The following is a 13,751-nucleotide window of genomic DNA, read 5'->3' as shown; positions in this document are numbered from 1 at the left end:
TGTCCGGGGGAGGGTGCATGGTCGAGCTCGGTTCCACGAGCCTGGCGATCGTCGGGGTCATCGCGGGGTTGGCAGTCGCGTCGCTGGTGGTCGCAGCGGTGCTGCGGCGGCAGGTGCTGGCCGCAGGCGAGGGCACGGCGTCGATGCAGGAGATCGCCAGGGCGGTGCAGGAGGGGGCCTCGGCCTACCTGAACCGCCAGTTCCGCACGTTGGCGCTGTTCGCGGTGGTGGTCTGCGCGCTGCTGTTCCTGCTGCCGGGGGACGGGGGCGTCAAGGTCGGGCGCTCGGTGTTCTTCCTGATCGGGGCGGGGTTCTCGGCGTCCATCGGGTTCCTGGGCATGTGGCTCGCGACGCGCGCCAACCTGCGCGTGGCGGCCGCGGCGTCCACGCCGGGCGGTCGGGCCGAGGGGGCGCGCATCGCGTTCCGCACCGGCGGGGTCGTCGGGATGTCCGTGGTGGGCCTGGGCCTGCTGGGCGCCGCGGGCGTGGTGCTGCTGTACCGGGGCGAGGCACCCGCGGTGCTCGAGGGCTTCGGCTTCGGGGCCGCGCTGCTCGCGATGTTCATGCGCGTGGGCGGCGGCATCTTCACCAAGGCGGCGGACGTGGGTGCCGACCTCGTCGGGAAGGTCGAGCACGGCATCCCGGAGGACGACCCGCGCAACGCGGCGACCATCGCGGACAACGTGGGCGACAACGTCGGGGACTGCGCCGGCATGGCCGCGGACCTGTTCGAGTCCTACGCGGTGACGCTCGTCGCGGCGCTGATCCTGGGCAAGGCGGCGTTCGGCGAGCAGGGGCTCGTGTTCCCGCTCATCGTCACGGCCGTGGGTGCGCTCGTCGCCGCGCTGGGCGTCGCGATCACGCGCGTCCGGGGCGAGGAGAGCGGGCTGACCGCGATCAACCGCGGCTTCTACACCTCGGCGGTGGTGGGCGTGCTGCTCGCCGGCATCGCCGCGTTCACCTACCTGCCGTCGTCGTTCGCCGAGCTCACGGGCGGCACCGCGGGGCTCGAGACGCACGGCGGGGACCCGCGGCTCATCGCGACCGCGGCGGTCGCGATCGGCGTGGTCCTGGCGGGCGTCATCCTGTGGGTCACCGGGTACTTCACGGGCACGACGAGCAAGCCGACGCTCCACGTCGCGGCGACGACCCGCACGGGCGCGGCCACCGTGGTGCTGTCCGGGATCGGCGTGGGCTTCGAGTCCGCGGTCTACACCGCGGGCATCATCGCGGCGGCGATCTGCGGCGTGTTCCTGATCGCGGGCGGGTCCGTGTGGCTGTCGCTGTTCCTGATCGCGCTCGCGGGCTGCGGCCTGCTCACCACGGTGGGCGTGATCGTCGCGATGGACACGTTCGGGCCCGTCTCGGACAACGCGCAGGGCATCGCGGAGATGTCCGGCGACGTGACGCCGGAGGGTGCGCAGATCCTCACCGACCTCGACGCCGTGGGGAACACCACCAAGGCGGTCACCAAGGGCATCGCGATCGCGACGGCCGTGCTCGCGGCCACCGCGCTGTTCGGCTCCTACGCCGACGCGGTGGAGAGCAAGCTGCGCGAGGTGGGCGGTGCCGGGGGCCCGGTCGACGACCTGGTCGCGGCGATGATGCGGTACGACATCATCAGCCCCGTCACGCTGGTCGGCGTGATCCTGGGCGGCGCGACCGTGTTCCTGTTCTCGGGCCTGGCGATCGACGCCGTGACTCGCGCCGCGGGTGCGATCGTGTTCGAGGTGCGCCGCCAGTTCCGCGACAACCCCGGGATCATGACGCACGAGGTGCGGCCCGAGTACGGCAAGGTCGTGGACATCTGCACGCGGGACTCGCTGCGCGAGCTGGCGACGCCCGGACTGCTCGCGGCGTTCGCGCCCATCGCGGTCGGGTTCGGGCTGGGCATCGGCCCGCTCGCGGGGTTCCTCGCGGGGGCGATCGGCACGGGCGTGCTCATGGCCGTGTTCCTGGCGAACGCGGGCGGCACGTGGGACAACGCGAAGAAGATCATCGAGGACGGGCACTACGGCGGCAAGAACTCGCCCGCGCACGCCGCCGCGGTGATCGGCGACACCGTGGGTGACCCGTTCAAGGACACCGCGGGGCCCGCGATCAACCCGCTCATCAAGGTGATGAACCTGGTGGCGCTGCTCATCGCCCCCGCGGTCGTGGCCGTCTCGATCGGCGAGGACGCCAACACCGTCCTGCGCCTGACCATCGCGGTGGTCGCGGCGCTCATCGCGTTCGGGGCCGTGATCGCGTCGCGGCTGCGCGCCGCGCGCGTGGACCAGGAGGGTGCGCTGAGCCAGGCCATCGCCGAGTCGGAGCCCGCCAAGGTGCCGTGACCTGAGCCCGACGACGACGGCGCGGTCCCCTCCGGGGGTGCCGCGCCGTCGTCGTACCCGGGCGTGTGACCCCGGGCGGCAGGGCGCCGGTGCGGCGTGGCAGGGTGGGGCCGTGGCGACGGTGCTGGTGCTGGTGGGGGCGGGGCGGTACGCCGACGAGTGGCACGACCACGCGGCGCAGGGCGACGAGGTGGCGCGGGCCGCGCGCTCGCTCGGGCACGACGTGCGTATCCGCTCCACGCGCCCGACGACGTTCGCCGAGCTGGGCGCGTGGACCCCCGACCTGCTCGTCGTGACCGCCGGTGGCGACGCGGCCGCGCAGCCCGACGACGCGTGGCGCGCGTTCCACGACGCACGGCAGGCGGCCGTGGCGGCGGGCGCCGCGGTCCTCGCGCTGCACCAGGCGGCGTACGCGTTCGCCGACGACCCGCGCTGGGCCGCGACGATCGGCGGCCGGTGGGTCGAGGGCCGCTCGTGGCACCCCGCACGGGGTCGGACCCGGTTGCACGTCGTCGACGACACGCACCCGGTCACCGCCGGGCTGCCGGGCGGTGGCACGCTCACGGTCGACGACGAGCGGTACGCGGACCTCGCGGTGGCACCTGACGTGCGCGCGCTCGTCGTGGCCACGGTCGACCCGGCCGAGGCCGACGGCGCCCGGACCGCAGGGCGCCACCCGGTGGTGTGGGTCGCTCCCGGACCGGGGCGAGTCCTGTACGACGCGCTGGGCCACGACGCGGCGGCCTACCGCGGGGACCGCGCGGCGCTGCTGCACCGCGAGCTCACCTGGCTGCTGCAGCCCGCCTGACGGGCGAGGATGGGGCCGTGGACGCGCCCGGGACCGACCGACGACTCATCGACGCGCTGCGCGCGGACCTGACCGACGCCGCCTACGGCGTCGAGGAGGTCGAGGCGTTGCTGGGCCCGGTCGCGGCGGCCGCGCTGCACCGCGAGGAGCCGGTGCCCGCGCTGCGGGCGACGGGTGCGGCACTCGAGCGGGACGGCGCGGGCGGCGACGCGCGCCTCGCGGCGCTGACCCGGCTGTTCGTGCTCGGGTGCGCGGTGCCGCGCCGGTGGGTGGACGCGGCGCTGGCCCGCACGGGCACCGCGGGTGCGGAACGGCTGGGCCTGGTGGAGGCGGCCGGCCACGGCGCCGACGACGAGGTGCGCGCGCGCGTGGACCTGCGCCCGTACGCGGCGGTGGACGGGCACGGCGAGGCGACGTGGTGGATCGCGTCCGACCCGGGCGAGCTCGCGACGGGCGGTGCGCTGCGCACGGACCACGTGCTCGGGGTGGGCGGTGCGTCCACGACGCTCGCGCAGGTCACGGTCCGAGACGAGCGTGCGCGGGCACTCGACCTGGGCACGGGCTGCGGCGTGCAGGCGCTGCACGCCGCGCGTCACGTCGGCCGCGTCACGGCCACGGACATCTCGCAGCGGGCGCTCGCGTTCGCGGCGTTCAACGCGGCGCTCGTCGGCCTCGACGAGGAGCGGCTGGACCTACGCGCGGGATCGATGCTCGAGCCGGTCGCGGGCGAGCGGTTCGACCTGGTGGTGAGCAACCCGCCGTTCGTCATCACCCCGCGGCGCGCGGACGTCCCCGCGTACGAGTACCGCGACGGCGGGCGCGCGGGCGACGACCTGGTGCGTGACCTGGTCACGGGCCTGGGGGACGTGCTGGCTCCCGGCGGCGTCGCGCAGCTGCTGGGGAACTGGGAGGTGCGGCGCGGGCAGACGTGGGACGAGCGCGTCGGTGCGTGGCTCGACGCGAGCGGGCTGGACGGGTGGGTGGTGCAGCGCGAGGTGCTGGATCCCGCGCAGTACGCCGAGACGTGGATCCGCGACGGAGGCACGACGCCCGAGCGCGACCCCGCGGGATGGGCCGCGCGCTACGGCGCGTGGCTGGACGACTTCGCGTCACGGGACGTCGAGGCGATCGGGTTCGGCGTGGTGACGCTGCGCCGCCCGTCCGACGAGACGCGCGCGCGCCTGCGCCGCCTCGAGGAGGTCACGGGCACCGTGCGCCAGCCGCTCGGCCCGGCGATCGCTGCGAGCCTGGCCGCGCACGACTGGCTCGCGGTGCGCGACGACGACGCCCTGGCGGCCGCCCACCTCGTCGTCGCACCCGACGTCACCGAGGAGCGGTACCTGACGCCGGGCGACGACGACCCGCAGGTCCTGCTGCTGCGGCAGGGCGGCGGGCTGGGCCGGACCGTGCAGCTGGGCACGGCCACCGCGGGGTTCGTGGGGGCGTGCGACGGTGAGCTCTCCGTCGGGCAGATCGTCGGCGCACTCGGTGCGCTGCTGGGCGTGGGTGCGGACGTGGTCGCGGGCGAGGTGCTGCCGACGGTCCGGGGACTCGTCGCGGACGGTCTGCTGCTGCCCGCGTGACGTCGTCTCAGCGGGTGGCCTTACCGCGCTGGAGGTCCGCGAGCGCCTGCTCACGTTCGCGCGCGTGGTCGACCATCCGGTCGGGGTAGTCGTCGGGCCGGTCCAGGCCCAGGTCCCAGGGCCGGTGCACCGCGGCGCCGGTCACGTGCCGCAGCTCGGGCACCCACCGGCGCACGTAGTCGCCCGCGGGGTCGAACTTCTCGCCCTGCGTCACGGGGTTGAACACGCGGAAGTAGGGCGCGGCGTCGCGGCCCGTGCCGGCGACCCACTGCCAGTTCAGCTGGTTCTGCGCGACGTCGCCGTCCAGCAGGTGCGCCAAGAAGTGCGCGGCGCCGCGCTGCCAGGGCAGGTGCAGGTCCTTGACCAGGAACGACGCGACCACCATGCGCACGCGGTTGTGCATCCACCCGGTCGTGAGCAGCTGCCGCATGCCCGCGTCGACCAGCGGGTAGCCGGTGCGGCCGCGCGCCCACGCGTCGAACGCGGCGTCGGCCTCGGGGCCGTGCGCCCACGCGTCGTCGGGCAGGACGTCGCGCAGCGAGCGTGTGCGCGCGTCCGGGCGGTGCCACAGCACGTCGGCGTGGAACTCGCGCCATGCGAGCTCGGACCGGAACCGCGCCACGTCGTCGCCGGACGGGCCGCCCGCTCGGGGCCGTGCGGTCACCGCGGCGAGGTCGGCCAGCAGCGTGCGCGGGTGGATCTCGCCCCACTTGAGCGGGATGGACATGACGGACGTGCCGTCCACGTCGGGCCGGTCCCGGGCGTCGGCGTACCCGACGAGGCCGTCGCGCAGGAAGTCGGCCCAGCGGCTGAGCGCGGCCTCCTCGCCGGCCTCGGGGAGCGCGACGTCCGTGGCCGGCGCGTGCGGGGTGCCCTCGGACGGCAGCGCGGCCCAGGGCACGTCGCGCGGCCGCGGTGCGGGCGCTGACCACCCGTGGTCGAGCCACGCGCGCCGGAACGGCGTGAACACCTGGAACGGGTCACCCGCGCGCGTGCTCAGCAGGCCCGGACCCACCGCGTACGGGGACCCCGTGGGCACGAGCGCGGTGTCTCCGAGCGCGGCCGCGACCGCGGCGTCCCGGCGCCGTCCGTACGGCTCGGTCGCTGCGGTCACGTGCACCGCGTTCGCCCGGACCTCCCGTGCGACGGCGGGCACCACGTCGTTCGCGGCGCCCTGCCGCACGACGAGCCGCCCGCCGCACGCGCGGTCCAGCGCCGCGAGCGTCGCGGCGAGGTACGCCAGACGCGGTGCTCCCGACGAGCGCCACAGAGTCGGATCGAGGAGGTACAGGCCGACCACCTCGTCGCCGGCCGCACGCGCCTCGTCGACGGCTGCGGCGAACGCGGGGTTGTCGGCGAGGCGCAGGTCGCGCCGGAACCAGTGCACCGCGGGCATCCCGCGACGCTAGCCCGCCGGGGTGGCGTGCGCGCGTCCGGGCCTGTGACCTGCGGCGTCTCCCAGCCTGTTCACAGGTCCGCCACATCCCCGCCCCAGGTCCTCTCCCTACGTTCGCCCCCGGACGGACCGTCGGAAGGGTGGAGATGCGCACGCACGGCAGACGCAGGTGGTTCCTGCGCGGCGGGGCGGCGGTGGTGGTGCTCGCACTGCTCGCCGGCGGCGCCTGGTGGATCTGGTGGCGCGAGCCCGCGGAGGCGGCGACTGCGGCACCCACGACGCAGACGGTGCAGGCGAGCCTGACGACCATGGAGAAGTCCGTGACCGGCACCGGCACGCTGACGCCCACGGTCAACGAGAACGTGGCCTTCGCGGTGTCGGGGACGGTCACGGCGGTCGACGTCGCGGTCGGTGACACCGTCACGGCGGGTCAGCGGCTCGCGACCGTGGACACGCTCGAGCTGGACGCGGCGCTGCTCTCGGCCAACGCGACGCTGGTCGAGGCGCAGGCGCGCCTGGCGGACGCGCAGGACGCCGACGACGGCACCGACGTCGCACAGGCGCAGGTCGACGCCGCCGCCGCGCAGGTGGACGTGGCCCAGGCGGCGTACGACGCCGCGCAGGACGCGCTCGCCGACGCCCGGCTGACCGCACCGGCCGCAGGGCTGGTCACCGCGGTCGACGTCGCGGTCGGGGACGTCGTGAGCGGGTCCAGCGGCTCAGGCGGGGGCGCGGGCGAGGCCGGCGCGGGCACCGGGGGCACGGGCGGGGCGGGCACGGGCACGAGCAGCACCGCGACCTCGTCGGCGCAGTTCACGATCGTCGGCACGCAGGCGTGGCAGGTGACGACGACGGTCGACGAGACCGACGTGGCGCTGCTCGAGGTGGGCGACCAGGTGGAGATGACGTCCGACGACCTCACCGGGACGCTGTACGGCACGGTCGCGGAGATCGGCCTGGTGTCCAGCAGCACGTCGGGCGTCGCGTCCTACCCGGTGACGGTGGACGTGATCCAGCCCGAGGAGACGCTGCACGACGGCGTGAGCGTGGACGTCGAGGTCATCTACGAACGCCGCACGGACGTGCTCACGGTGCCCGCGCTCGCGGTCACGCAGGCGGACGACGGCACGTCCCAGGTGACGACCCTGGCGGCCGACGGGAGCGAGTCGACGGTCACCGTGGAGACGGGTGAGACGTCCGGCTCGATGATCGAGATCACGTCGGGGCTCGCCGAGGGCGACTCCGTGGTGCTGCAGGTGTTCACGCGCGGCGGCACCGGCGGTGGCACGGGCACGCAGGACCAGCAGGGCCGGCTGCCGGCCTTCGACGGCGGGCAGATGCCGCAGATGCCGGAGGGCTTCGTCGGCGGGCCGGGGGGTCAGGGCAATGGCTGACCTCCTGCCCGCGCGGGTCCTGCCTCCGGGCCGTGCGGACACCCACCCGGTCATCGAGCTCACCGGCGCGCGCAAGACCTACCGCACCGGGGCGCTCGAGTTCGAGGCGCTGCGCGGTGTGGACCTGCGGATCGCACGCGGCGAGTACGTCGCGATCGTCGGGCCCTCGGGCTCGGGCAAGTCGACGCTCATGAACGTCCTCGGCTGCCTCGACACGCTCACGGCGGGTGAGTACCGCCTCGCGGGCGAGGACGTGGACCAGCTCGACGAGGTCGAGCTCGCGGAGGTCCGCAACCGCCGGATCGGCTTCGTGTTCCAGCAGTTCCACCTGCTGCCGTCGCTGTCCGCGCTGCGCAACGTCGAGCTGCCGCTGCAGTACCGGCGCGTCCCGACGGCCGAGCGACGCGCGCGCGCGATGCAGGCCCTCGAACGTGTGGGGCTGGGCGACCGCCTGGACCACCGCCCCGGCGAGCTCTCGGGCGGGCAGCAGCAGCGTGTCGCGGTCGCCCGCGCGCTCGTCGGCGACCCGGACCTCCTGCTCGCGGACGAGCCCACGGGCAACCTCGACTCGACGTCCACGCGTGACGTCCTGGCGCTGCTCGACGAGCTGCACGCGCAGGGGCGCTCGATCGTGCTCATCACGCACGAGCACGACGTGGCGTCGCGCGCGCAGCGCGTGGTCCGCGTGCTCGACGGCCTGACCCAGGAGCACGCCGAGCTGCCGGGGGCCCACGCATGACCTGGGCACAGACCGTGGGCACGGGCTGGGCGGCCATCCGCAGCCACACGCTGCGCTCGGCACTCACGGTGCTCGGCATCCTCATCGGCATCGCCGCCGTGATCCTCACGGTGGGTCTCGGCCTCGGCACACAGCGTGACGTGAGCGCACAGATCAGCGCGCTGGGCTCGAACCTGCTGATCGTCACGCCCGGGTCCAGCACGTCCTCGGACGGCGTGCGCGGGGGGTTCGGCTCGGCGGCGTCGCTGACGCGGTCGGACGCGGACGCGCTCGCCTCGGCCGTCGCCGCCCCGGACGTCGCGAGCGTCGCACCCGAGAAGGAGACGAGCCTCTCGCTCGAGGCCAACGACACCAACTGGACCACCACCGTCACGGGCACCACCGCCGACTGGCTCGACGTGCGTTCGCGCGTGATCGGCAGCGGCGAGTTCCTCACGGACGACGACGACGCCGACCGGGCCACCGTGGTGGTGCTCGGCTCGCAGACCGCGACCGAGCTGTTCGGGCGCACCGACGTCGTCGGGCAGACCGTGACGATGTCCGGGACCGACTTCACCGTGGTGGGCGTGCTGGCCGAGCAGGGGTCGAGCGGCGACGCCAACCTGGACGACGTCGCGGTGGTGCCGCTGAGCACGCTGTCCGAGCAGCTCGTCGGCGGCTTCCAGCGCGACGCGCTCTCGACGATCTACGTGCAGGCGGCCTCGGGCGACCAGCTCTCGGCGGCCTCGCAGGAGGTCACGACGATCCTGCTCAACCTGCACGGCAGCGCGTCGGCCGACGCGGCGGACTTCACGGTCGCCTCGCAGGACTCGCTGGTCTCCACGGCGACCGCGGTCTACCGGACCCTGACGGTGCTGCTCACCGGCATCGCGGCGCTGTCACTGCTGGTCGGCGGCATCGGCGTCATGAACATCATGCTCGTCTCGGTCACCGAGCGGACGCGCGAGATCGGTCTCCGCAAGGCGCTCGGCGCCCCGCCCTGGGCGATCCGGCGCCAGTTCCTGGTCGAGGCGTCCGTGCTGGGCCTCGGCGGCGGTCTGCTGGGCGCCGCGCTCGGGATCGCGGCGGCCGCGTGGCTGCCCGGGCTGCTGGACACCTCCGTGGTCGTGTCCGCCCCGGCCGTCGTCGGCTCGGTCGCCGTGGCCGTGGGCATCGGCCTGGTGTTCGGCGTGTACCCCGCGACGCGCGCCGCGCGGCTCGCCCCGATCGACGCGCTGCGTGCGCAGTGAGCCCGCGCCGCCCCCTCACCCCACCCGTTCGACAGGAGACCTCCATGACGACGCGACGAGCGTCCCGCCTGATCCTCGCGCTGACCGCCGGGGCTGCCACGTTGACCCTCACCGCGTGCGGCGGCGGGTCCGCACCCGCGCCGGCGGCGACGGCCACCGCGCGCGCGAGCGCGGCACCGCAGGCCGGGACGCAGCCGGGCGTGCGCGACCAGCCCGGCGGCGTGTCGGGCGAGATCGTCCAGGTGGGTGACGCGCTGCTGCAGGTCCGGGACGACGAGGGTCAGACCGCGGTCAGCTGGACCGCCGAGCTCGCGGTGCAGGTCACCACGACCACCGACCTCTCGGCGGTGACCGTCGGGTCGTGCGTGACCGCCGTGACCGGTGGCGGCCCGACGCAGGACAGCACGTCGTCCGACGAGGCGGCGGACCCCTCCGGTGCGGCGGCCTCGACCGTGACGGTGTCGGAGCCGGTCGACGGGGTGTGCACAGATGGCTTCGGCGGTCCGGGCGGCGGCGCCGGCGGCGGACCGGGCGCGCCCGACGGCTCCCCGACGGACCGGCCGACCGACCTGCCCGCGGGCATGCCGACCGGCATGCCGACCGACATGCCGCAGCCGGACGACGGCGGTGTGCCCGACGCGGGAGGCCCGCGCGGCTTCGGCGGGTTCACCTCGGGCGTCGTGACGGCCGTCGACGGCGCGACCCTCACGGTCGAGACCACCGACCAGGACGGCGCCACGGGCACCGCGACGATCACGACCGACGACGCGACCGTGGTCACGACCACCGTGCAGGGTGACGTGAGCGCGCTCGTCGTCGGCCGCTGCGCCACCGTGCGCGGTGCCGCGGACGACGGCGGTCAGGTCGAGGCGACCAGCATCACCGTCTCGGAGCCGGGTGAGCAGGGCTGCTCGACGGGCCTCGCGGGCGGCCGGTTCCCGGGCGCGCGCCGCGGCACCGACGGCACCGCGGAGCAGGAGGCCGGCGATGCGTGACCCCGCACGCGAGTCGGGTCGTGGTGCCGGCAGGCGCCGGGGCCGCCGCACGCGCGGAGCCGTGGTGGCGGTCGCGGCCGGCGCGACCGCGCTGTGCGTCGCGGGTGGTGGCGTCGCGCTCGCGCTCGGCTCGGGCGACGACGCGCGGTACCGCACCGCGACCGCGTCGCTCGGCTCGGTGGCGCAGGGCGTGGACGTGGTGGGCACCGTCGCGTCCGCGGCGCGCCGCGACGCCGCGTTCTGGGTGGCCGGGACGGTCGAGGCCGTCGCGGTGGGCGTGGGTGACACGGTCGCCGCGGGTGACCTGCTGGCGACGATCGACGACGCGGACCTCCAGGCGGACGTGGACGCCGCGACCTCGGCGCTGGCCGACGCGCAGCAGACGCTCGAGGACGACCTGGAGTCGCAGACCACGACGAGCACGAGCACGACGAGCACGAGCACGACGAGCACGAGCACGACGAGCACGAGCACGGGCGCCGCCGGCACGGCCTCGGGCGCCCTGGCTTCGTCGGAGACCGTGACCGCGGTGCCGACCGCAGCACCGAGCGGCGCGCCCGGTGATCCGACGACACCCTCGGACCCGTCGGATCCGGGTGAGGGCGAGCTGCCCGACGCGGTGCAGGCCGCGCTCGACGCGGTCGGGGCGGCGCAGACCGCGCTGCTGGAGCAGTACGGCAGCACGTCGGCGCTGCTGGCGGACAGCGAAGAGGGCGTGACCGCGGCCGGACTGGTGTGCCAGGAGCTGCTGGACGCCGCGGCCGCGACGGGCGCGCCGTCGACGGGCGACGTGCTCACGCTCACGCCCGGCACGGTCGCCGCGGGCGCGGCGCTGCGGGTGGACGCCACGGGCGTCGCCGCGCTCGCCGACGGCGGGACGTACACGCTGGTCCTGGCGTCGAGCGGGACGGTGCTCGCGGAGGTGACGCCCACCGACGGCGCGGTGCACGTGGGTGTCCTGGTGCCCGCGGGCGCGGCCGGGCAGGACGCCGTCGCCCTGGTGGGCCCGGACGGGACGGTGGCGACGACCGCGCTCACGGTCACGCCCGCCGACGACTCCGCGCTGCCGGATGCGCTCGCGGCGTGCCAGGGCGCGATCGGCGACGTGCTGACCGGCCAGCAGGGCGTCGCCGCGGCGCAGCAGGAGCTGCTCGACCGGGTGACCGCGCTCGACACGGCGGTCGATGCGCTCGCGGACGCGGTCCGGGACTCGGCCGGTTCGTCGGACCCCACGGACCCGACCGACCCCGACGACCCCACAGACCCGGGCGACCCCACCGACCCGGGCGACCCCTCCGACCCCGGCCGGCCGACGGACCCCGACCCGGAGCCCACCCCGCCCGGGACGGACCCGGGCACGGGCGACGGCACGGGCCAGGACACGCCCGGGACGGGCACCCAGGACGACGTGGCGAGCGCGGCGGACGTCCTGGCGGACCGCGCCGCGATCGAGCTCGCGCAGGCGGAGCTGGACGTCGCGGAGAGCCGGCTCACGCTCGCGGACCTCACGGCACCGATCGCGGGGACGGTCGCCGCGGTCTCGATCGAGGAGGGTGCGGCCGTGACGGCGGCGTCGGACACGGCGGTGGTGACGATCGTCGGCGGCGACGGGTTCGTCGTGACGTCCACGGTCACGCTCGGTGAGGTCGACCTGCTCGAGGTCGGCCAGCCGGCGGACGTCACGGTCCGGACCACCGACGACCCGCTGACGGCGACGGTGTCCTCGATCGGGCTGCTCAACGCGGAGACCACGAGCACCACGCCGTCGTACACGGTCGAGCTCGCGGTGGACCCGACGGACGCGCGGCTGTTCGACGGCTCGTCGGCGCAGGTCACGGTCGCGGTCGCGGACGGTGACCAGGTGCTGACGGTGCCCACGTCGGCCGTGCACGTCGCGGACGGCGCCACGACGGTCGACGTGCTCAGCGACGGGGCCGTGTCAGCGGTGGCCGTCACCACGGGCGCGGTCGGCAGCGAGGTCACGGAGGTCGTCGACGGCCTGACGGCAGGAGACGAGGTGGTGCTCGCGGACCTCACGCAGCAGCTGGTGACCGATGGTGAGTCGTCGTCCGGCCTGACCGGCCTGTCGGGGTCCGACGACGAGGACGCCGTGCCGACGGGACCGGGCGGGTTCGGCGGCGACTTCGCGCCGCCGGGTGGGTTCGGCGGCCGCCCGGGGGAGTGAGGCGGCGGCCGTCGGCGGTCCCGCGTGCGCCTGTCGGGGGCGGGCGCGGGACGGAGGCGGCGCGCGCGGGTCGGTAGGCTCGCGCGCGTCGCCGTCCGGTCCGTGGGCCGTGCGGGGGAGCCGCGCACCGGCCCCGGGACGACGCCCGACGACGAGGGTGGGACGACGATGGTCGAGCAGGCGCACGGCGTGGACGCGCAGGACGACGGCACGCCCGCGGTCGCGGTGCTGGGTGGCGGCGTGATGGGCGAGGCGCTGGTCTCGGCCCTCCTGACGGGCGGGTGGCCGGCGGACCGGGTCGAGGTCACCGAACGCGCGCAGGAGCGTGCCGCGCAGATCGCGGAGCGGTACGGCGTGCGCACCGGTGCCGACAACGCGCACGCCGTGCAGCGCGCCGACGTGGTCCTCCTGGCGGTCAAGCCGAACGTGGTGCCCGCGGTCCTGACGGAGGTCGCGCCTGCGCTGCGCGCGGGCGCGCTGGTGGTGAGCGTGGCCGCCGGGGTGCCGTTGGCCACGTACGAGTCGGCGCTGCCGGCGGGCACGCCCGTGGTCCGCGTCATGCCGAACACGCCTGCGGTGGTGGGCAAGGGGGCGAGCGCGATCGCACCGGGCGCGGCCGCGGGCGAGGAGCACCTGGCGCTCGTCGAGCGCGTGCTCGCCGCGACCGGGCTCGTGGTCCGCGTGGCCGAGAAGGACCTGGACGCGGTCACCGCGATCTCGGGCTCGGGCCCGGCCTACGCGTTCTACCTGATCGACGCGATGGCCGAGGCGGGCGTGCTGCTGGGGCTCACGCGTGACCTGGCGACGCGGCTCGCGGTCGCCACGGTCGAGGGCGCGGGTGCGCTCGCGGCCCAGGGTGAGCACCCCGCTGTGCTGCGCGAACGCGTGTCGTCGCCGGGTGGCACCACGGTGGCTGCGGTCGCGCAGCTGGACGCGCACGCGGTCCGCGCGGGTGTGGTCGCGGCCGCCCGTGCGGCCTTCGACCGCTCGCGGGAGCTCGGCCGGTCCTGATCCGAGGGACGGCCCGCTCGGCCGGGTGGACGCCCGGTTGAGGGAATCCGAGGTTGCGATCCGGTCACGGTTGAGCCG

At 75.7% G+C, this 13,751-nt stretch carries 10 protein-coding genes; 9 read left to right on the top strand and 1 reads right to left on the bottom strand.

The genetic code is table 11. From position 1 onward, the window contains the following. Positions 1-17: 17 nt before the first annotated feature. The 3 genes from CELGI_RS13115 to CELGI_RS13105 all read left to right on the top strand — a co-directional run bounded on the left by CELGI_RS13115 (position 18) and on the right by CELGI_RS13105 (position 4,724). Positions 18-2,333 (top strand): sodium-translocating pyrophosphatase, encoded by a 2,316-nt coding sequence (locus CELGI_RS13115; RefSeq protein WP_013884615.1) that lies wholly within the window; start codon positions 18-20, stop codon positions 2,331-2,333. Positions 2,334-2,445: 112 nt separating this feature from the next. Further along, the gene (locus CELGI_RS13110) at positions 2,446-3,141 is read left to right on the top strand and encodes a ThuA domain-containing protein (protein ID WP_013884614.1); all 696 of its coding nucleotides are present in this window, start codon (positions 2,446-2,448) and stop codon (positions 3,139-3,141) included. Positions 3,142-3,158: 17 nt separating this feature from the next. After that, the gene (locus CELGI_RS13105; RefSeq protein ID WP_013884613.1) at positions 3,159-4,724 is read left to right on the top strand and encodes a DUF7059 domain-containing protein; all 1,566 of its coding nucleotides are present in this window, start codon (positions 3,159-3,161) and stop codon (positions 4,722-4,724) included. Between the two features lie 7 nt (positions 4,725-4,731). Here the strand turns inward: CELGI_RS13105 and CELGI_RS13100 are convergent, their stop codons facing one another. After that, a complete protein-coding gene (locus CELGI_RS13100; RefSeq protein WP_013884612.1) occupies positions 4,732-6,120 on the bottom strand; it encodes a cryptochrome/photolyase family protein in 1,389 nt (462 codons plus the stop codon). 146 nt (positions 6,121-6,266) lie between these two features. On the opposite strand from CELGI_RS13100, the gene CELGI_RS13095 reads away from it, so the two are divergent. The 6 genes from CELGI_RS13095 to proC all read left to right on the top strand — a co-directional run bounded on the left by CELGI_RS13095 (position 6,267) and on the right by proC (position 13,673). Then, a complete protein-coding gene (locus CELGI_RS13095) occupies positions 6,267-7,514 on the top strand; it encodes an efflux RND transporter periplasmic adaptor subunit (RefSeq protein WP_013884611.1) in 1,248 nt (415 codons plus the stop codon). Then, positions 7,507-8,253: an ABC transporter ATP-binding protein gene (locus tag CELGI_RS13090; RefSeq protein ID WP_013884610.1), complete on the top strand. Its 747-nt coding sequence runs from the start codon at positions 7,507-7,509 to the stop codon at positions 8,251-8,253. Before CELGI_RS13095 ends, CELGI_RS13090 begins: the two co-directional genes overlap by 8 nt. Then, positions 8,250-9,482 carry an ABC transporter permease gene (locus CELGI_RS13085; protein WP_013884609.1) on the top strand — a complete coding sequence of 411 codons (1,233 nt, stop codon included), beginning with the start codon at positions 8,250-8,252 and terminating at the stop codon, positions 9,480-9,482. Before CELGI_RS13090 ends, CELGI_RS13085 begins: the two co-directional genes overlap by 4 nt. Positions 9,483-9,526: 44 nt before the next feature. Then, a complete protein-coding gene (locus CELGI_RS13080; protein WP_013884608.1) occupies positions 9,527-10,477 on the top strand; it encodes a hypothetical protein in 951 nt (316 codons plus the stop codon). After that, the gene (locus CELGI_RS16605) at positions 10,470-12,662 is read left to right on the top strand and encodes an HlyD family efflux transporter periplasmic adaptor subunit (protein ID WP_013884607.1); all 2,193 of its coding nucleotides are present in this window, start codon (positions 10,470-10,472) and stop codon (positions 12,660-12,662) included. Before CELGI_RS13080 ends, CELGI_RS16605 begins: the two co-directional genes overlap by 8 nt. Before the next feature lie 168 nt (positions 12,663-12,830). Further along, positions 12,831-13,673 (top strand): pyrroline-5-carboxylate reductase, encoded by an 843-nt coding sequence (gene proC, locus CELGI_RS13060; protein WP_049785652.1) that lies wholly within the window; start codon positions 12,831-12,833, stop codon positions 13,671-13,673. The last annotated feature ends 78 nt before the right edge of the window (positions 13,674-13,751 follow it).

Source organism: Cellulomonas gilvus ATCC 13127 (assembly GCF_000218545.1).
GTDB lineage: Bacteria > Actinomycetota > Actinomycetes > Actinomycetales > Cellulomonadaceae > Cellulomonas > Cellulomonas gilvus.
This window is presented reverse-complemented; position numbering and strand designations above follow the sequence as displayed.

Coding starts and splice junctions, on each gene's coding strand:
- CELGI_RS13100 (WP_013884612.1), bottom strand. CDS start 6,120: ATGCCCGCGGTGCACTGGTTCCGGCGCGACCTGCGCCTCGCCGACAAC.
- CELGI_RS13090 (WP_013884610.1), top strand. CDS start 7,507: ATGGCTGACCTCCTGCCCGCGCGGGTCCTGCCTCCGGGCCGTGCGGAC.
- CELGI_RS13095 (WP_013884611.1), top strand. CDS start 6,267: ATGCGCACGCACGGCAGACGCAGGTGGTTCCTGCGCGGCGGGGCGGCG.
- CELGI_RS13085 (WP_013884609.1), top strand. CDS start 8,250: ATGACCTGGGCACAGACCGTGGGCACGGGCTGGGCGGCCATCCGCAGC.
- proC (WP_049785652.1), top strand. CDS start 12,831: ATGGTCGAGCAGGCGCACGGCGTGGACGCGCAGGACGACGGCACGCCC.
- CELGI_RS13080 (WP_013884608.1), top strand. CDS start 9,527: ATGACGACGCGACGAGCGTCCCGCCTGATCCTCGCGCTGACCGCCGGG.
- CELGI_RS13115 (WP_013884615.1), top strand. CDS start 18: ATGGTCGAGCTCGGTTCCACGAGCCTGGCGATCGTCGGGGTCATCGCG.
- CELGI_RS16605 (WP_013884607.1), top strand. CDS start 10,470: ATGCGTGACCCCGCACGCGAGTCGGGTCGTGGTGCCGGCAGGCGCCGG.